Source organism: Streptomyces sp. NPDC057565, from assembly GCF_042801455.1.
Lineage (GTDB): Bacteria > Actinomycetota > Actinomycetes > Streptomycetales > Streptomycetaceae > Streptomyces > Streptomyces yanii.
Genome location: NZ_JBHVFU010000019.1, coordinates 22,349 through 39,741 on the forward strand (window position 1 = coordinate 22,349; position 17,393 = coordinate 39,741).

Annotated in this window: 22 protein-coding genes and 1 riboswitch; of the genes, 7 read left to right on the forward strand and 15 right to left on the reverse strand. The window is 70.2% G+C overall.

From position 1 onward, the window contains the following. Positions 1–104: 104 nt before the first annotated feature. From ACFU8W_RS28075 to ACFU8W_RS28095, 5 genes are all read right to left on the reverse strand, one after another. Positions 105–947: an SGNH/GDSL hydrolase family protein gene (locus ACFU8W_RS28075; RefSeq protein WP_384042666.1), complete on the reverse strand. Its 843-nt coding sequence runs from the start codon at positions 945–947 to the stop codon at positions 105–107. Between the two features lie 184 nt (positions 948–1,131). Continuing rightward, complete coding sequence (locus tag ACFU8W_RS28080) at positions 1,132–2,151, reverse strand: hemolysin family protein (RefSeq protein WP_384042670.1); 1,020 nt, start codon at positions 2,149–2,151, stop codon at positions 1,132–1,134. Continuing rightward, a complete protein-coding gene (locus ACFU8W_RS28085) occupies positions 2,148–3,485 on the reverse strand; it encodes a hemolysin family protein (protein ID WP_384042673.1) in 1,338 nt (445 codons plus the stop codon). Before ACFU8W_RS28085 ends, ACFU8W_RS28080 begins: the two co-directional genes overlap by 4 nt. 196 nt (positions 3,486–3,681) lie before the next feature. Beyond that, a complete protein-coding gene (locus ACFU8W_RS28090; RefSeq protein WP_345511761.1) occupies positions 3,682–4,107 on the reverse strand; it encodes a GNAT family N-acetyltransferase in 426 nt (141 codons plus the stop codon). A gap of 54 nt (positions 4,108–4,161) precedes the next feature. Next, a complete protein-coding gene (locus ACFU8W_RS28095) occupies positions 4,162–5,043 on the reverse strand; it encodes an LLM class F420-dependent oxidoreductase (RefSeq protein WP_384042677.1) in 882 nt (293 codons plus the stop codon). Positions 5,044–5,163: 120 nt separating this feature from the next. Between ACFU8W_RS28095 and ACFU8W_RS28100 the strand changes: the two genes are divergently transcribed. The 3 genes from ACFU8W_RS28100 (at position 5,164) to ACFU8W_RS28110 (ending at position 6,306) form a co-directional block, all read left to right on the forward strand. Further along, positions 5,164–5,391 (forward strand): antitoxin, encoded by a 228-nt coding sequence (locus ACFU8W_RS28100; protein WP_345511758.1) that lies wholly within the window; start codon positions 5,164–5,166, stop codon positions 5,389–5,391. Continuing rightward, the gene (locus tag ACFU8W_RS28105) at positions 5,388–5,759 is read left to right on the forward strand and encodes a fic family toxin-antitoxin system, toxin component (RefSeq protein ID WP_384042680.1); all 372 of its coding nucleotides are present in this window, start codon (positions 5,388–5,390) and stop codon (positions 5,757–5,759) included. Before ACFU8W_RS28100 ends, ACFU8W_RS28105 begins: the two co-directional genes overlap by 4 nt. A gap of 64 nt (positions 5,760–5,823) precedes the next feature. Further along, the gene (locus tag ACFU8W_RS28110) at positions 5,824–6,306 is read left to right on the forward strand and encodes a hypothetical protein (RefSeq protein ID WP_384042683.1); all 483 of its coding nucleotides are present in this window, start codon (positions 5,824–5,826) and stop codon (positions 6,304–6,306) included. Positions 6,307–6,336: 30 nt separating this feature from the next. On the opposite strand, the gene ACFU8W_RS28115 is transcribed toward ACFU8W_RS28110, so the two are convergent. The 4 genes from ACFU8W_RS28115 to bioB form a co-directional block, all read right to left on the reverse strand. After that, positions 6,337–7,020 (reverse strand): class I SAM-dependent methyltransferase, encoded by a 684-nt coding sequence (locus ACFU8W_RS28115; protein WP_384042686.1) that lies wholly within the window; start codon positions 7,018–7,020, stop codon positions 6,337–6,339. Between the two features lie 139 nt (positions 7,021–7,159). Further along, positions 7,160–7,855 carry a dethiobiotin synthase gene (gene bioD, locus ACFU8W_RS28120; protein WP_345511754.1) on the reverse strand — a complete coding sequence of 232 codons (696 nt, stop codon included), beginning with the start codon at positions 7,853–7,855 and terminating at the stop codon, positions 7,160–7,162. 1 nt (position 7,856) lies between these two features. Then, positions 7,857–9,161 carry an adenosylmethionine--8-amino-7-oxononanoate transaminase gene (locus ACFU8W_RS28125; protein ID WP_384042689.1) on the reverse strand — a complete coding sequence of 435 codons (1,305 nt, stop codon included), beginning with the start codon at positions 9,159–9,161 and terminating at the stop codon, positions 7,857–7,859. Next, entirely contained in the window at positions 9,154–10,338 is a 1,185-nt protein-coding gene (bioB, locus tag ACFU8W_RS28130; RefSeq protein ID WP_384042692.1) for a biotin synthase BioB, read from the reverse strand. Before bioB ends, ACFU8W_RS28125 begins: the two co-directional genes overlap by 8 nt. Before the next feature lie 144 nt (positions 10,339–10,482). On the opposite strand from bioB, the gene ACFU8W_RS28135 reads away from it, so the two are divergent. Next, positions 10,483–11,625 carry an 8-amino-7-oxononanoate synthase gene (locus tag ACFU8W_RS28135; RefSeq protein WP_384042695.1) on the forward strand — a complete coding sequence of 381 codons (1,143 nt, stop codon included), beginning with the start codon at positions 10,483–10,485 and terminating at the stop codon, positions 11,623–11,625. A 13-nt stretch (positions 11,626–11,638) separates the two neighbouring features. Here the strand turns inward: ACFU8W_RS28135 and ACFU8W_RS28140 are convergent, their stop codons facing one another. Then, positions 11,639–11,845: a DUF397 domain-containing protein gene (locus ACFU8W_RS28140; protein WP_384042698.1), complete on the reverse strand. Its 207-nt coding sequence runs from the start codon at positions 11,843–11,845 to the stop codon at positions 11,639–11,641. 27 nt (positions 11,846–11,872) lie between these two features. Continuing rightward, on the reverse strand, positions 11,873–12,730 hold the full coding sequence (locus ACFU8W_RS28145; protein ID WP_345511750.1) for a helix-turn-helix transcriptional regulator: 858 nt from the start codon (positions 12,728–12,730) through the stop codon (positions 11,873–11,875). Positions 12,731–12,933: 203 nt separating this feature from the next. On the opposite strand from ACFU8W_RS28145, the gene ACFU8W_RS28150 reads away from it, so the two are divergent. Further along, entirely contained in the window at positions 12,934–13,365 is a 432-nt protein-coding gene (locus tag ACFU8W_RS28150) for an ATP-binding protein (RefSeq protein ID WP_384042703.1), read from the forward strand. Positions 13,366–13,387: 22 nt separating this feature from the next. Here the strand turns inward: ACFU8W_RS28150 and ACFU8W_RS28155 are convergent, their stop codons facing one another. Further along, positions 13,388–14,305 (reverse strand): LysR family transcriptional regulator, encoded by a 918-nt coding sequence (locus ACFU8W_RS28155; RefSeq protein ID WP_384042710.1) that lies wholly within the window; start codon positions 14,303–14,305, stop codon positions 13,388–13,390. A 72-nt stretch (positions 14,306–14,377) separates the two neighbouring features. Between ACFU8W_RS28155 and ACFU8W_RS28160 the strand changes: the two genes are divergently transcribed. Then, positions 14,378–15,019 (forward strand): LysE family translocator, encoded by a 642-nt coding sequence (locus ACFU8W_RS28160; RefSeq protein ID WP_384042713.1) that lies wholly within the window; start codon positions 14,378–14,380, stop codon positions 15,017–15,019. Between the two features lie 41 nt (positions 15,020–15,060). On the opposite strand, the gene ACFU8W_RS28165 is transcribed toward ACFU8W_RS28160, so the two are convergent. From ACFU8W_RS28165 to ACFU8W_RS28175, 3 genes are all read right to left on the reverse strand, one after another. Continuing rightward, positions 15,061–15,534 (reverse strand): C40 family peptidase, encoded by a 474-nt coding sequence (locus ACFU8W_RS28165; protein ID WP_345511745.1) that lies wholly within the window; start codon positions 15,532–15,534, stop codon positions 15,061–15,063. A gap of 3 nt (positions 15,535–15,537) precedes the next feature. Beyond that, positions 15,538–15,723: riboswitch (cyclic di-AMP (ydaO/yuaA leader) on the reverse strand. A 315-nt stretch (positions 15,724–16,038) separates the two neighbouring features. Further along, positions 16,039–16,347: a hypothetical protein gene (locus ACFU8W_RS28170; RefSeq protein WP_384042717.1), complete on the reverse strand. Its 309-nt coding sequence runs from the start codon at positions 16,345–16,347 to the stop codon at positions 16,039–16,041. 7 nt (positions 16,348–16,354) lie between these two features. Next, positions 16,355–16,990 carry an ATP-dependent Clp protease proteolytic subunit gene (locus ACFU8W_RS28175; RefSeq protein ID WP_384042720.1) on the reverse strand — a complete coding sequence of 212 codons (636 nt, stop codon included), beginning with the start codon at positions 16,988–16,990 and terminating at the stop codon, positions 16,355–16,357. An 87-nt stretch (positions 16,991–17,077) separates the two neighbouring features. Between ACFU8W_RS28175 and ACFU8W_RS28180 the strand changes: the two genes are divergently transcribed. After that, positions 17,078–17,362, forward strand: coding sequence for a type II toxin-antitoxin system Phd/YefM family antitoxin (locus tag ACFU8W_RS28180; protein WP_327247675.1), 285 nt, complete (start codon positions 17,078–17,080; stop codon positions 17,360–17,362). Positions 17,363–17,393 lie beyond the last annotated feature (31 nt).

A 17,393-nucleotide genomic window follows, 5' to 3' on the forward strand; every position in this document is an offset into this window, starting at 1 on the left:
CCGAGTACGTCCAGTACGAGGACGACCCTCCGCCTTGCGATCGCACGCACCAGACGCCGCCGGGCCCACCCTTCGGGCGGACGGCGGGACTTCCGACACACGCCCTAGCGGGCGCCGTCCACCCGGCGCCAGGTCGCCACCGGGCCCGGGGCGAGGGCGTCCTCGGGGGTGACCCAGAATGCCTTCCCCAGCTCAGCGTTGAACTGGGCGCCGGTCCGTCCGTCCCCGGAAGACCGGCCGGTCAGACGCCGCCCTATCCACGGCGCCAGATGCTGCCGCGCGAAGCGGAGGTCGTCGACGCGCCGTATCGCCCACCGCGGGGGCACCGCGGTGGGAAGTGGCGCCTGCCAGTCGTGCTCCGGTGGCAGTCCGAGCGCCTGCCAGACCGCCTCGGCGACCCTGTGGTGTCCCTCGGCCGTCAGATGCAGCCGGTCGACGTCCCACAGCCGGGGATCGCCGAGTGCCGGTGCCCCGTACAGATCGACGACCAGCGCACCGTGGCGATCCGCCAACTCGTCGACCAGGGAGAACAGCTCCTCCATGCGGGGGCGGAAGCGCTCCATCACCGGTCCGTTGCGGCCCGGGCTGCGCATCAGCACGAGCTTCTTGCACGACGGCGCGAGGCGTTCCACGGCTTCTTCCAGCCGACCGCGCACCATTCCCATGTCGCACTTGGGCCGCAGGGTGTCGTTGAGACCGCCGACCAGCGTGACGACGTCCGCCTGCATGGCGGCGGCAGCATCGACCTGCTCGGTCACGATCTGGCGGATCAGCTTCCCGCGCACGGCCAGATTCGCGTACCGGAACCCGGGGGTGCGGGCGGCGAGTCGGCCTGCGAGGACATCGGCCCAGCCGCGGTACGAGCCGTCGGGCAGCAGGTCCGACATGCCCTCGGTGAAGGAGTCGCCGACCGCGACAAGACTGGTGTAGGAGGCATTCATTTCCATGGCCATGGGATCGTATCGCGGTGGCGTCCGGCCCTTTCCGGGCGGAGCCGCGCCCCGCGTCCGGGGGCGAGGGCAGTCGCTGAGGGCCGGCCACGTGGCGCGTCCCCCGCCACGTGGCCCCGCCGCTCGCGCCCCGGCGCGGGGCCACGCCCGTGAGCGCTGTCGCGTACCCCCGGTCGGTCCGTCAGCGTGCCTGCGGCCGTCCGACCAGCTCGCGCAGCACATCCTCCATCGTGACCATGCCGGCGAGCCTGTCGCCCTCGTCGAGCACCGCCGCCAGATGCGTACGGCTCCGGCGCATCGCGGTCAGCACGTCGTCGAGAGGCGTCGCCGCCCGCACCCGGGCGATCGGCCGCATCGCCGTGACCGGGAACGGCACATCGCGTGGCGCGACGTCCAGGGCGTCCTTCACATGGAGGTACCCCAGGATCCGCTGCTCGCTGTTCATCACCGGGAAGCGCGAGAATCCGGTCTCGGCCGAGAGCCGCTCCAGCTCCTCGGGTGTCGTCCCGACCCTGGCGTAGACCACCTGCTCGACCGGTAGCACGACGTCCCGTACCGGGCGACGGCCCAGCTCGAGCGCATGGTGCAGCCGCTCGGCGGCGCGGTCGTCGACCAGCCCGGCGTCACCGGCGTCCTGCACCAGCCGGGCCAGCTCGTCGTCGGAGAACGTCGAGGACACCTCGTCCTTCGCCTCCACCCGCAGCAGCTTCAGCAGCGTGTTGGCGAAGGCGTTGACCGTGAAGATCACCGGACGCAGCGCCCTGGCGAGGGCGACCAGCGGCGGACCGAGCAGCAGCACGGTCCGTACCGGCTCGGCCAGTGCGACGTTCTTCGGGACCATCTCGCCGAGCAGCATGTGCAGATACGTCGCCAAGGACAGGGCGATCACGAACGAGATCGGATGGACCAGTCCGTGCGGCACACCCACCACATCGAAGACCGGCTCCAGCAGATGCGCGATGGCCGGTTCGGCGACGATACCGAGGACCAGTGTGCAGAGCGTGATGCCGAGCTGAGCCGCCGCGAGGAGCGCCGACACATGTTCCAGGCCCCAGATGACGCTCCGCGCACGCCGGTTCCCGGCCTCCGCCTGGGGCTCGATCTGGCTGCGGCGCACGGAGATCAGCGCGAACTCCGCGCCGACGAAGAATGCGTTGACGACCAGGGTCAACAGACCGATGAAGAGCTGGACGGCAGTCACTGTCCGTCCTCCGTCTCGTCGTCGGAGCCGGGCAGCGGTGCGTGCAGCAGCGCCCGTGCGGCGCGGCGCCCGGAGGCGTCCACGACGTCGAGCCGCCAGCCGGCCAGCTCGATGGAGTCACCGACGACGGGGATCCGGCCGACTTCCGTGGCGATCAGTCCGGCGAGCGTCTCGTACGGTCCGTCCGGCACCCGCAGTCCGATCGTCCGCAACTGGTCCATGCGGGCGGCGCCGTCGGCCGACCACAGGGTGCGCCCGTCGGCGTCCTCACCTGCCGGTGCGAGGTCCGGCGTCTCGTGCGGGTCGTGCTCGTCGCGCACCTCGCCGACGACCTCCTCGACGATGTCCTCCAGCGTCACGACACCGGCCGTGCCGCCGTACTCGTCGATGACGACGGCCATCGGGAACTTGCTGGACAACCTGTCGAGCAGCCGGTCCACCGTGAGGCTCTCCGGTACGAGCAGGGGTTCGCGCGAAATCTCCGACACGCGCTTGCGGTGCCTCTCCTCGGCCGGGATCGCCAGGACGTCCTTGATGTGCGCGACACCGACGACGGTGTCGAGGCTGCCCCGGTAGACGGGGAAGCGGGACAGCCCAGTCGCCCGGGTGGCATTGGCGACGTCCTCGGCGGTCGCCTGCACCTCCAGCGCGGTGACCTGCACCCGCGGGGTCATCACATTCTCCGCGGTCAGTTCGGCCAGATTGAGGGTACGGACGAACAGTTCCGCGGTGTCCGCCTCCAGCGCGCCCGCCTTGGCCGAGTGGCGGGCGAGCGCCACCAGCTCCTGCGGGCTGCGGGCGGAGGCCAGCTCCTCGGCCGGTTCGAGACCGAAGCGGCGCACGATCCGGTTGGCCGTGTTGTTGAGGTGGCTGATGAAGGGCCGGAAGATCGCGGTGAAGGCACGCTGCGGGGTGGCCACGGCCTTCGCCACGGCGAGCGGCGAGGAGATCGCCCAGTTCTTCGGGACGAGTTCGCCCACAACCATCAGGAAGACCGTGGACAGCGCTGTTCCGAGTACCAGCGCCAGCGAGGACGAGACGCTCGGGGACAGGCCGGTGGCCTCCACCGGGCCGCGGATCAGCTTTGCGATCGACGGTTCGGAGAGCATGCCGACGACCAGATTGGTGACGGTGATGCCGAGCTGTGCGCCGGAGAGCTGGAAGGTGAGACTGCGCACCGCCTTCATGGCGCTCGCCGCGCCCCGTTCACCCCGCTCCACGGCTCGTTCGAGCTGGCCGCGCTCGACCGTGGTCAGAGAGAACTCGGCGGCGACGAAGGCACCACAGGCGAGTGAGAGCAGGACCGCCACGAGCAGCAGAAGCACTTCGGTCATCGGTTCACCTCCGTCCCATGATCGGGCAGTGGCAGGAGGCTCGCCTGGCGTCGGCGATGTCGGCTACTGGGAGGCTCGCCCATGGGCGGACGCTCACACCTTTCGGGAAGGGGCGGTCATATGAACATCCATGGTAAAGGACGGGCAAAGTTGCGCCGCATGCGGGTGATCTCCGCGAGCGTCCCAGCCCTCGGTCTCAGTCCTTGAGGTGCTTCACCCAGCGGCTCCACTGCGGCTCGGGCGCATACCCCGCAGCATGCCAGGCGTGGTGCGCGAGCTCGTTGCGGTTCAGCACCATCGCATCGCCACGCCGTCCGCCCAGCTGTACGAATCGTTCCTCCGCCGCCGTCAGCAGCGCCCGGCCGACGCCCTGCCGCCGCTGGTCCGGATGGACCGCGAGCCGGTAGAGGTGGCACCGCCAGCCGTCGAAGCCCGCGATCACCGTTCCGGCGAGCTCGCCGGAACGTTCCGCGAGTATGAGGGCTCCGGGGTCGCGGGCGACCAGCCGTTCCATGCCGTCCCGGTCGTCGCTGATGCTGGTGCCTTCCGCCGCCACTTTCCAGAAGGCGAGGACGGCGTCGAGGTCGGCCGGTGCCGCTGTGCGGATCGCGAGATCATTCATGCTTTTACCCCATCACCGGGCCCGCCGCACCGTCGAACGAATTCCGCCATGCGGTCAGCTCCCCGCGAGTTCCTGGAGGATCGGGGCGAACGCCTCCATGTTCGGCTCCAGCACCGTCAGGTAGGAGAAGCCGTAGCGCTCCCGCTGTTCTCGGAGCTGTTCGGCCATCTGCCGGACCGTCCCCACCGTGAACAGCGGCAGGGCCAGCGCCTGGTCCTCGTCGAGGTGAGGTGTCTTCGGCAGCACTTCGCGCACGGCCGCACGACGGTCGCGGGTGGCCCGGACGTGCTGGATCAGCAGGTTCAGTTCGGCCGGGCTCTCCCGCCCCGCGGCGAATCGCCGGTAGGCGGCGACACGCCCGTCGAGCTGCTCGGCGGTGAGGGGCGTGAGTGTGCCGTTCCGATCGCTGACGGCCCCGGTGAACGCGACGATCTCAGCAAACTGTGCCGCCAGCCGCAGGACCCGGTCCCCGTTCCCGCCGATCAATAACGGGGGCCGGGGCTTCTGCGCGGACCTCGGCAGCCGGGTGTCCTCGCGCAGCAGGCGGTCCACCTCCTCGACCGTATGTCGCAGATGATCCACCCGGCCGCCGGGGGAGAGGAACTCGATGCCCGCCCGGTCGTGCTCCTCGCGGACGTATCCGGTCCCGATTCCCAGCTCCAGACGTCCCTCGGTCAGCGCATCCGTACCGGCCGCCTCGCGGGCCAGCAGCGCCGGATTCCAGAAGGCCGCATTCAGTACGAAGGTGCCGACACGGGGGCGCTCCGTGGCCTCCGCGGCGGCCACCAGTGCGGGGAAGGGGGCCGGCATGCCCAGATGGTCGGGGACCAGGATGACGTCGTAGCCGAGTTCCTCAGCGCGGCGGCATCGGGCGCGCCACTCGTGCCCACCGGTCGGCGTCAGCATGTTCACTCCGAATCGGAACGACCTCGTCATGAACTCTCCTTGTGCCGGGACCTTCGATGGACGGGCCACCTACTCTGTCAAGGGCGGGCTGCATCCGTACGCCGAACCGCCCTCTTGCCGGTGCTAGCAATCCGGCGCTAGCTTGGTGGTGTGCCCAAGACTCAGCTGAACGTACGAGTGGACGAGGCCACCGCCGAGGCCGCGCGGCAGCGCGCGCTGCAGAGGGGGATGAGCGTGAACCGCTACATAGAGGAGCTCGTCAAACAGGACGCGGGCGAAGTCGGACACACCTTTGTCGAAGCCGCTGCCGACTTCATGAAGCAGTACGAGTCGGTGTTCGCCGAGGAGTTCGGCCCGGAGCGCAAAGGTCACCGTTGAACCTCCGGATCGACCTTTCCTGGCTGCTCATGGTCGCCGAGCACAAGACGCCCGGTGACCCGCAGGTCGTCGACTGGGGAGCGCTGGTCGCCGCAGTCGCCCGTCATGAGGCGGAGATCTTCGGCAGCCCCGTCTACAGCGATCCGCACTCCAGGGCTGCCGCGCTCCTGCAGTTGCTCATCCATGTCCCCGCGCTCGAACATTCCAATGCGATGTTCGCCTCCGCCGTCGCGTACGGCTATCTCGTCGCCTCCGGGCTGAAGGTCATCACCTCGGCCGAGCAGGTGCGAGACCTGGCCCGGCTGGTCAAGGAGGGCAAGGCCGACGTCCGGGCCGTCGCCGACGAACTGCGTCAGTGGAGTCTGTGAATCCTGTTGTGCGAGTCTCCTGGAATGCCGCCTTCCGTCGTCAAGCATCGTTAACGTCCGGCGCATGACACAGATAAGGAACACACGTGCGAGACGGATGACGGTCGCGGTCGTGGGTGCTGCGGCGGCTCTGGTGCTCGGAGTCGGCGGAGCGATCGCCGTCGGCGCACCGGACGACGGCTCTGCCGATCCGACCCCTGTCCCCACCGCGACGTCCGACCCCGGCACGGGCGAGGTCGGCGGCAGCACCGTCGGCGGCGGCACCGTCGGCGGCAGCACGGACGGCGGCGGCTCCGACAGCGGCAGCGTGAGCGGTTCGGGCGGTGTCGACCCCAGCCCGAGCGAGGCGCCGAGCCCGACCGGAACCCCGGATCCCACCGACAGCCCGGATCCCACCGGCAGCCCCGCCCCCAGCGAACCGGCGAGCCTCGACGACTTGGCGAAGCGGATCGACGAGCTCGACAAGAAGATCGACGAGCTGCCCACGAAGAAGGACCTCGCCGACGCGCTGCGGGCGCTCGCGGACCGGCTGGAGCAGGACGACTAGCGCCTGATCCGAAAGACAGACCCGCACGCCTCAGGAGGTGTCCACCACGGTGGTCCGGCGGGCCACGCCCAGCACGCACTCAGAAGTGGGGAGCCGGATCCCCCAGTCCGGCATCTTCACCTTGCGGTACGTCTCCACCACGAAGCCGGCCTCCTCGATCGCGGTGAGCGTGTCCCGCGCCGTATGACACCCGCCGCCCAGCAGCGGCCACACCGTGCGGTCCAGTGCCTGCTGCACCGTCGCCATGGCGCGGTCTTCGGCCCGCACATGCTCGAAGAAGCGCAGCTCCCCGCCGGGACGCAGCACCCGCTCGATCTCCGCGAGCGACCGTTCGACATTCCGTACGGTACACAGCACCAGTGACGCGACGGCCCCGTCGAACGCCTCGCTCTTCACCGGCAGCGCCTCCGCGGCACCCGGCACGACATCCACCGGAATGCCGGCACGCAGCGCGGACCGTACCGCCAACTGCCGCAGGGCGCGCTCGGGTTCGATCGCCACCACTTCGGAGACGGCGGGCGGATAGTGGGCGAAGTTCAGGCCGTTGCCCACACCGACCTCGATGATGCGTCCGGACAGGCCGGCGAGCAGTTCCGAGCGAATGGCCGCCATCCCGGCCCTGGTCTCCGCCACCACACTCATGCGGGCGTAGAACCGGGCGAAGACCGGGTGGTGCACCGCGTCCTTCGGGATCTTCGTGCTCCGCAGATGCATGACGGACCTCCTCGACAGGACCGGCTGCACCGGACGGCTCGGTCGGGCGGGACCGCCCGACCGGAGCTGCCCGACGTGAAAAACCCGGCCGGCAAAGTACGGCTACTTTGATTCTGCCCCGTCCCGGGCCACTCAGCCGTCAGTCGGCGGTCCGGTTCCCGCCCAACTCCGCGGTCAGCCAACTCGCCGCCCGGGCACGGAATTCGGCGGGTGCCAGGGCGCCCGCGCCCGCCGGTACGGCGCCCAGCAGCGGCGCGCCCGCCGCCACCGGCAGATCGTCGAGATTGCAGCGCGCGGCCAGATCCGGTTCGGCGGGCATGCTGCCCACGACCACGCCCAGGCACTCCAGCCCACGCGTCCGCAGCGCCTCCGAGGTCAGCGCGGTGGAATTGAGCGTGCCGAGCCCTGCGGGTGCCACGACCAGGACCGGAGCGCCGAGCAGCCGCGCCGCGTCCGCGAGCGTGGCGCCTTGGTCGTCGAAACGTACGAGCAGCCCTCCCGCGCCCTCGACCAGCACCAGATCGTGCTCGGTGGCGAGCTTCTCGGCCGCCTCCGCGATCTGTTCCGGGCGCACGGGCGTCAGGCCCGCCCGCCGCGCGGCCGTGTCCGGCGCCAACGGCTCGGGGAACCGGGCCAGTTCGAGGCCGGTCACCGTCTCGCCGGCAAGCCTGCGCACCTCGAAGACATCGCCCGGCTCGCCCGGCGCAACGCCCGTCTGGGCAGGCTTGAGCACGGCCACCGAACGCCCGGAGGCGACCGCCACCGCGGCCACGGCCGCCGTGACGACCGTCTTGCCGATCTCCGTACCCGTACCGCTCACCATCAGTACCGACATCTCAGCCCTCCCGCGCCGCCGCGCACACCGCACGGCAGATTCGCGCCAGATCGTCGTCGCCCGTCACATACGGCGGCATCGTGTAGATCAGGTCCCGGAACGGGCGCAGCCACACGCCCTCACGGACCGCGGCCTCGGTGGCCGCCGCCATGTTCACGTCGTGATCGAGCTGTACGACGCCGATGGCGCCCAGAACGCGTACATCCCGTACACCTGCGATCGCGCGGGCCCCGGCCAGGCCCCCCAGCAACCCCGCTTCCAGGCGCTTGACCTCCTGCTGCCAGTCCTGGCCGAGCAGCAGATCGATCGAGGCGAGGGCCACCGATGCGGCCAGGGGGTTGCCCATGAAGGTCGGCCCGTGCGCAAGCACCGGGACCTTGCCGCGCGAGATACCGTCCGCCACCCGTGAGGTGCAGAGGGTCGCCGCCATCGTCAGATAGCCGCCGGTCAGCGCCTTGCCGACGCACATCACGTCGGGGGAGACCCCGGCATGCCCGGCGGCGAACAGCTTCCCCGTACGCCCGAAACCGGTCGCGATCTCGTCGAACACCAACAGCACGTCATGGGCGTCGCACGCCTCGCGCAGCACCCGCAGATAGCCGGGGGAGTGGAACCGCATCCCGCCCGCACCCTGCACCACCGGCTCCACGATCACCGCGGCCAGCTCATCGGCATGCTGTGCGATCAGCCCCCGCAGATGCTGTACGTACGTCTCATCCGGTTCCTCGTCGAAACCGCCGGGCGGCTCGTCGGCGAAGACCTGCCGGGGCAGCACGCCCGACCACAGCTCATGCATGCCGCCTTCGGGGTCGCAGACGGACATCGGCTGCCAGGTGTCACCGTGGTAGCCGCCGCGCCAGGTCAACAGCCGCTGTTTGGCCGGCTTTCCGGTCGAGTTCCAGTACTGCAGACACATCTTCACCGCGACCTCGACCGACACCGAACCCGAGTCGGCGAGGAAGACATGGCGCAGCGGTTCCGGTGTGATCTCGACCAGCCTGGCGGCCAGCCGCACGGCGGGCTCATGGGTGAGCCCGCCGAACATCACATGGCTCATCCGCTCCAGCTGGCCGCGGGCCGCCTCGTTGAGCACCGGGTGGTTGTAGCCGTGCACCGCCGACCACCAGGACGACATGCCGTCGACCAACTCGCTCTGGCCGTGGGCCGGTTCGGCGAGCCGCAGACGTACTCCGGACGCGGACTCCACGACCAGCGGCTCCTGCCGGCCCGGCATCGGGCCGTACGGATGCCAGACGTGGTCCCGGTCCAGGGCCCGCAGTTCGGCCGGGGAGAGGGGCTCAGGCATTGGGTGCGAGATCCGTTCCCGCGCCACGACGGCGGACCGCCACCAGATCCGTACGCGCGCCCGGCGTCCCGGCCTCGGCGTCCGCCGGCTCGTCGGCCACGTCACCGCAGGGCGCACAGCCCCCCGCGTGCGAGCCGCAGCCGCCACCGGTCTCCGCTCCGGCCGCCGCGTCCGTACGGTGCCGGGGCAGCGTCGTCGTACCCGCGCCCTCCACCTCGAAACCGGCGTCCGCGATCATGTCCAGATCCGCCTGCCCCGCCTGGCCCTCACTGGTCAGATAGTCGCCCAGGAAGATCGAGTTGACCAGGTGCAGGGCGAGCGGCTGCATCGAGCGCAGATGCACTTCTCGGCCGCCCGCGAGCCGGACCTCGACATCCGGGCAGACGAACCGGACCATCGCCAGAATGCGCAGACAGCGCTGCGGGGTGAGGTTCCACTCCTTGGCGAGAGGGGTCCCCTCGAACGGGATCAGGAAGTTCACCGGAACCGAGTCCGGGTCCAGCTCGCGCAGCGAGAAGACGACGTCGACCAGATCCGCGTCGCTCTCACCCATTCCGGCGATCAGCCCGGAGCACGCCGAGAGTCCCGCGGCCTGCGCCTGCTGGACGGTCTCCACCCGGTCCGCATAGGTGTGGGTGGTGGTGATGTCCCCGTACGTCCCCTCGGACGTATTGAGGTTGTGGTTGTACGCGTCGGCGCCCGCGGAACGCAGCCGGTCGGCCTGCCCGGCGGAGAGCAGACCGAGGCAGGCGCACACCTCGACGCCCTCGTTCTGCTCCTTGATCGCCTCGATCGTCTGCGACACCCGGTCGACGTCCCGGTCCGTCGGACCGCGGCCGCTCGCCACCAGACAGACGCGCTTCGCGCCGCCCGCCACCCCGGCGGCGGCGGCCTTCGACGCCTCGTCCGGTTTCAGCCAGGTGTACTTGAGGATCTCGGCCTTCGAGCCGAGCCGCTGAGAGCAGTACGAGCAGTCCTCCGGGCAGAGCCCGGACTTGAGATTGACCAGATAGTTCAGCTTCACCCGCCGGCCGAACCACTGACGGCGCACCTTCCCGGCCGCGGCCACCACTTCGAGGAGGTCGTCGTCCGAGGTCGCCAGCACGGCGAGCGCTTCTTCGCGGGTCGGCAGCTCGCGCCGCAGCCCCTTGTCCACCAACGTGTTCAGGAGGTCCATGGTCACGATCCTGGCTTACGGCACCGCCCGCAGCCAAGGAGGAACCGGACAACAGAGCCCCCAGAGCCTGTGTGTATCGCCACACCATGACGGGCCGCGCCCCCGGTTAGGGTCTGTGAGCTGCCTACAAAAGGGACCGCCGCCATGTCCTTCGCCCCGTTCGACTGGATCGATGACGAGGCGCGCCGCCGTGCGGACGCCGGGCTCGTCCGTACTCTGCGCCCCCGGCCCGCCGAGCCGGAACTGCTGGACCTCGCGAGCAACGACTACCTGGGCCTCACCCGGCATCCCGAGGTGACCGCTGCCGCCGCCGAGGCCGCGCACCGGTGGGGTGCGGGCGCCACCGGCTCCCGGCTGGTCACCGGTTCCACCGCGCTGCACGCCGAGCTCGAACGCGAACTCGCCGAATTCTGCGGTTTCGAAGCGGCCCTCGTCCTCTCCTCCGGCTACGCGGCCAATCTCGCCGCCCTCACCGCCCTCACCGGCCGTGGCTCCCTGATCGTCTCCGACGCGGGCAATCACGCCTCCATCGTGGACGGCTGCCGCCTCTCCCGGGCGGACACCGTCGTCGTACCCCACGCCGATCCCGAAGCCGTCGCCAAGGAGCTGCGCGCGCACGGCGGCCGCGCCCTGGCCGTCACCGACTCGGTCTTCTCCGTCGACGGAGACGCCGCGCCGCTGCCGGAACTGGCCGACGTCTGCCGTACGGAGGGCGCCGCGCTGCTCGTCGACGACGCGCACGGTCTGGGCGTGCTCGGGGAGGGCGGGCGCGGCGCCCTCGCCGCCGCCGGTCTCGCGGGTGGTGACGGGATCGTCACCACCCTCACCCTCTCCAAGTCCCTGGGCAGTCAGGGCGGCGCGGTCCTCGGCCCGGCCCGGGTGATCGACCATCTGATCAACGCGGCCCGCACCTTCATCTTCGACACCGGGCTCGCACCGGCCGCGACGGGCGCGGCTCTCGCGAGCCTGCGCCTGCTGCGCCGCGAGCCGGCACGCGCGGGCAGGGCCCGTACGGTCGCCACCGCACTGTACGAACGGCTGACCGCGGAGGGGCTGACCGCCGTACGCCCCGACGCCGCAGTCGTCTCGGTCAGGGCGCCTTCGCCGGAAGCGGCGGTGCGCTGGGCGGCCGACTGCCGCGCGGCCGGGATCGCGGTGGGCTGCTTCCGCCCGCCGTCGGTCCCGGACGGCATCTCGCGGCTGCGGCTCACCGCACGGGCCGATCTGACGGAGGCGCAGATCGCGACCGCGGTGGCGACCGTCCTGCGAACCGCGCCACTGACCTGACGGAGCCGGCCGGTCAGCCGACCGGACCGTCGTTCAGGCCGGAGACGAACGAAGTCCAGGCCGCCGCGGAGAACCGCAGCGGGGGCCTGGACACGTCTTTGGAATCCCGCACGGCCAGCTGTTCCGCGCCGAACGGAGCTGCTTCCACGCAGTTGTTCATACCCGTGCTGCGGCTACTGCGCCGCCACCGTAACTCGTGCTGTGCGAGGCAATCGGACATCGGGCCCCCTCGGGCAGTCTGAGGTTCCTAACCGTCGCGGTCGATCGCGGCGATGAGGTCCAACGAGTGCTCCGGCGACAGCGCGTGTGCCTGCATCGTGCGGAAGGCCGAGCTGTACGCCTCAAGGTCTTCTTTCCGCTCCAGGTAGAGGCTACTCGTCAAATGGTCAAGGACGACCACATCCAGATCGGAAGTATTCGGAAATGAGAAGATAACGAACGGTCCAGTGATGCCGATATACCCGCCGACCGAGAACGGCAGCAACTGCACCTGTACATGGGGTAGTTGGGACAACCGTGCCAAATGGCGCAGCTGCTCCCGCATCACTCGGCGCCCGCCGACCTCGCGCCGCAGCACCGCCTCGTCGAGCACCGCGGTCAACCGCAAGGGCGGGTCTGTCCGCAGCACCCCCTGCCGCGTGAGCCGCACCTCCACCAGCGAGTCCAGCTGACCGGCGGGCAGCCCGTCCAGGGACGAACGGGTCACCGCCCGTGCGTAGTCGGCGGTTTGCAGCAGCCCGGGAACAACCGAGGTTTCCAATGTGCGGGCGGTCCGGGCCTGGGACTCCAGACTGATGAAGTCCCGGTACTGGGGTGGGATGAGGCCGCGGTAGGCGTGCCACCAGCCCGTGCCACCACCGCCCGCCGAGCCCGCAAGCATCTCCAGGAGCGCCCGCAACTGTGCGTCGTCCACGCCGTAGGCATCAAGCAACCGGCCCACATCGGCCGGTTTCACCCCACTCGCACCGGTCTCGATCCGGCTCACCTTCGACTGGTGCCAGCCGAGGATCCGTGCGGCGTCCCGACTGGTCAGTCCGGACGTGTGGCGCAGACTCCGCAGTTCCTCCCCGAGTTTGCGGCGACGTACTGCAGGGCCGTGCTGCATCGGAGGCCTCCCTCCCTCTCGTACAGAGGGGCCAGTGTGCCGCCACCCACGCCTGTCCGGGCCGGAGTTCACCGCTTCGAGCGACAGATATATGCATATCTCGTTGGATTGCCGTCACAGCGGGCAGCATCAGTGGCAATCTGGCGCGAAGCGCATCCCGGACCGGTCGTGGGTCGGTCCGGGCAGGAAAGGGACGGCTCGCCATGGCAGACCATCAAGAAGCACGTGTCACTCTGCCCAGCGAGCCGGTCTCGGTCCCCGCAGCCCGGAGATACGTTGCCCGGGTGCTCGCCGATTGGGGACTGCCCGATGACACCGAGACCGCCGACACCATTCGGCTCATCGTCTCGGAACTCGTGACCAACGCCGTCCAGCACACCTTCGGTCAGTCGCCCACCTTCACCGTGGACCTCCGGCTGGAGCGTGAGGAGCAGCTGCACGTCGGGGTGACGGACAGTCACCCCCGTCGGCCCCGGCGCCTGCCCGCCGCCGTGCAGCAGGACAACGGCCGCGGCATGGTGATCATCCGCTGTCTGGCCAAGGAGTGCGGCGGACGTCTCAGGGTCACGCCCACCAGCGAGGGAGGCAAGACCGTCTGGATCGCGCTCCCGTGGACCGCACCCGCCCAGACCTGACTGCCCGAGCGGGCGGCGCACGTCACTGCACCGACGTCGCCCGCCCGAAGCCGCCGCGCAGCAGTGCGCACAGCGTCGCCGCCGCTCCGCTCGCGCGCTCGCCGTGGTGCACCACTGAGATCGTCCGCCGGAACGCCGCGGGTTCCAGCCGCCGCACGGACAGTGGAGTCGGCGACATCGCGGCGACCATCTCCGGCACCACCGCCATCCCGATCCCCGCGCTGACCAGGGCGCACACCAGGGCATAGCCGGGCGACTCGCAGACCACCGCGGGCGTCGCCCCCACCTCGGCCAGGGCGTTCTCCACCCCGCGGCGGGGCGGATGGGCCGGTGCGCTGCTGATCAGCGGCCGGCCTGCCAGCTCCGTCACCGGCAGCCGTCCTGTGCCCTCGGACAGCACCTGGCCGACCGCAGTGATCAGCACCAGCTCCTCGACCAGCAGCGGCTCCACGCAGACCCCGGACGGCACCGGCGCCGCGGGCCCCGGCTCGTACGCATGGGTCAGCGCCAGATCGACCTCGCCCGAGGCGACGGCGGCGATCCCCCCGGGCGGTTCGTAGTCCGTGACGGACAGCTCCACATCCGGGTGGGCGCGCCGGAACGCACTCAGTACCGGCGGCAGCAGATGGATACCCGCCGTGGTGAACGTGCCGACCCGGAGGCGTCCGCCGGAGAGCCCGGCCAGTCGGCTCAGTTCGTGGCGCGCACGGTCCATCTCGTCGAGGACCCGCCGGGCGCGTACGACCAGCAGCTCGCCCGCGGCCGTCAGCCGGGCGCCACGGTGGTGGCGCACCAGCAGCGCGGCGCCCGCCTCCCGCTCCAGCTTGGCCAGCTGCTGGGAGAGTGCGGGCGCGGTGTAGCCGAGGCGGGCGGCGGCGCGTGTGATCGAACCGGCCTCGGCGACAGCCACCAGCGCCGCGAGCCGCGTCGGGTCGAACATTAAGCGTTCCTTTTGGCAGACCCAGAAGATTGCAAGTACATGCTGAAGGCTACGTCGGTCCATGGTGGACCCATGGACGGACAACTCATCGCCTTCATCGGGGTCGCCGCAGGGATGGTGGCGCTGCCGGGCGCGGACTTCACGGTGGTCGTACGGAACGCACTCGCCTCGCGTGCGGCCGGGGTGGCCACGGCGCTGGGGGTTGCCGGGGGACTGCTCATCCACACCGCGCTCGCCGTCGCCGGGCTCGCGGCGGTCCTGGTCACCGTGCCCGTCCTGTTCCGCACGGTGCAGCTGCTCGGCGGGGCGTACGTCCTCTATCTGGGAATCAGCGGCGTGCACGCGGCACGACGCCGCGCCAGGGATGCGGGCGTGGACACGGGAGTGGACGGAGGGCCGACGGCGACCAGCACGCGGCGCGCCCTGCGACAGGGCTTTCTGACCAACGCTCTGAACCCCAAGGCGCCCGTGCTCTTCCTGAGCCTGCTGCCGCAATTCGTCCCTGACGGGCAGCCGCCCCTCCCCAGGACCCTGCTGCTGGCCACCGTCGTCGTGCTGCTCGCGCTGATCTGGTTCCCGTCCGTGGCGCTCCTGGTGGACCGCCTGGGCCGGTGGCTGCGCCGGCCGCGTACCGCCCGCGCCATCGAGGGCGGCAGCGGCGCGGCGCTCACCGCGCTGGGGCTGGTCCTGGTGACCGGACCCCTGGTGCACTGAAGCACGTGGTGAATGGGGGAGCCGGAGGAGAATCGGAGGGATCAGCGAACTCGTCCGTACCAGACGCTCCTCGTCCAGATCTTCTCCAGCCGCACGACGGAACCGGTCTTCGGGGAGTGCCAGATCTTCCCCTTGCCGGCGTAGATGCCGACGTGGTAGACGCTGCGTCCCCAGTGGAAGAAGACCAGATCGCCACGTTTCCGCTTCGACGCCGAGATGTGGCGGGTCTTGTTGTACTGCTGCTGGGCCGTGCGTGGGAGCCTCTTGCCCACCTTCTTGAACGCATACAGCATCAGCCCGGAACAGTCGAAACCGTGGGGGCCGGTGGCCCCGTACCGGTACGGCGATCCTTTCTTCGACGCGGCGATCTTGAGCGCCGTGGTCGCATGCGTCGCGGCCTGGGCGTCGGTCACGGCGCCGGGGACGATCATGGAGCCGCCGACGGCGGCGAGCGTCAGAACCGTGGCCGTACCGGCCCGGGCGCTCAGAAACGGGACATGAACCTGCGCAGTCATGCGCAACCCTTCGTCAGCCGCCTGTGAAGGATGACCTGTCGGGTTCGGGCTGGCGAAGTTGCCCGGCCGCGCGATGCGGCTTCACCCCGAGGGTCGACCGGATGCCGGTCGACCCGTTGTGCTCGGGTCCTCCACTCCTGCCGATCCACTTCTGTCGACCAGTCATCCGGGCGGCGGCAGGACTCGGCGTCCGCCCGGACCGCCTCGCCGTGGTGGCGGGGGCTTGTCGTCCCACGGATCCTGACTCACCGACTGCCGGATTTCCGAACTAAAACAGCGATATGCGAAGTTCACTACCAATCGTCTATTTGGGTGAGCGAGGGGTGATGTGTGTACTCGTCAGGCTGTCTCGACCGGTCCCGTACCAGCGGCGGAACGGCATATTTCGCTCCCCGTCCACGTCGGCGGCGCAAGTCGAGTTGTCCCTCTCGCGGGGGATTCCTTGCGCCGGACGAGCGAGAAAAATTGATCAGCGTGCCGGGCGTGTCGCCCATGGAGAGATGATCAACTCATCGGGGCCGGGGGCACGGTGACCCGTCCGGCCCGCCGTTCCCCGTCCAACACGCGCAGTGCCCGTGCCAACGTGGCGGCGTGGATCTGTGCTTCACCCCGCTCGTGCATCAAGGTGAGCGCGTCCCGCAGGGCGCCCGACCGCGAGGCGAGTGCCTGGGCCGCGCGCAGCGCGCCGTAGGTGTCGCTGCCGCGGGCCGGGTTGATCCGGCCCAGCTGGTCGAGCACTTCCAGGTAGCAGTCGATGAACTCGGCCTCGGCGTGCGTCAGTGCGGGCAGCGGTGGGAGGTGGGGCGGCTGCATCGGCGGTTCACCTCACGCTGTTCGGCGGGAGCGACGCCTTGCGGTTCTCCAGGACGTGGTCCACCAGCCCGTACGCCTTGGCTCCGGCGGCGTCGAGGATCAGGTCGCGCTCGAAGTCGGCGGCGATCCGTTCGGCGCTGCGGCCGGTGTGGCGGGCCAGCACACGGGTGAGCAGCTCACGGACGCGGACCAGTTCCCGCGCCTCGATCTCCAGATCGGACGGTTGGCCCTGAACCGGCTCCGGGAGCTCGGGCTGCTGGACGACGACCCTGGCCCCGGGCAGGGCGTGCCGTCGGCCGGGAGCGCCCGCGGCGAGCAGGACCGCCGCGCTGGAACCGGCCTGGCCGAGGCAGAACGTCTCCACCTCGCAGGTGAGGTAGTCCATCGTGTCGTAGATGGCGGACATGGCACCGAACGAGCCGCCGGGGGAGTTGATGTAGAGCGAGATGGGTCGCTCGGGCGCGGCGTGCTCCAGATACATGAACTGCGCGATCAGGTCGTTGGCGGCGGTGTCGTCGACCGGGGTGCCGAGGAAGACGATGCGCTCGGCGAGCAGCTTGGAGTACGGGTCGAGGGTGCGGGTCCCGTCGGTCGTGCGCTCGGTGAACTCTGGCAGGACGTAACGGGCGGCAGGGCGGAACATGGCTGGCCTCTCCTCCGGTGTCTGTACGCGCCTGCAGGGGCGTCTGTAAAAAATGTACAGGACGTACAGAAGGTTATGATGGGGACTATGGCCTACGAGATTCCGGTGACGCAAGCGCGAGCTGAACTCGCCGAACTGATCAACCGCGTCGTCTACGGCGGCGAGCGGGTCGTGGTGACGCGGCACGGAAAGCCGCTCGTGGCGCTCGTCTCGGCCGCTGACCTGGAGCGACTGGAGAACGACGCGGCTGTCGCGGAGGAGCAGGTGATCAGCTCGGTCTCCTCGATCGGCCCCGCGGTGTCCGCTCCGGGCGAACGGCGGCGCTTCGGTATCGCGGCTGAACACCGGGGACAGCGCGACGGGGGCAACTGACCGCCTCTGCACGCAAAAGCCGTGCACCCCC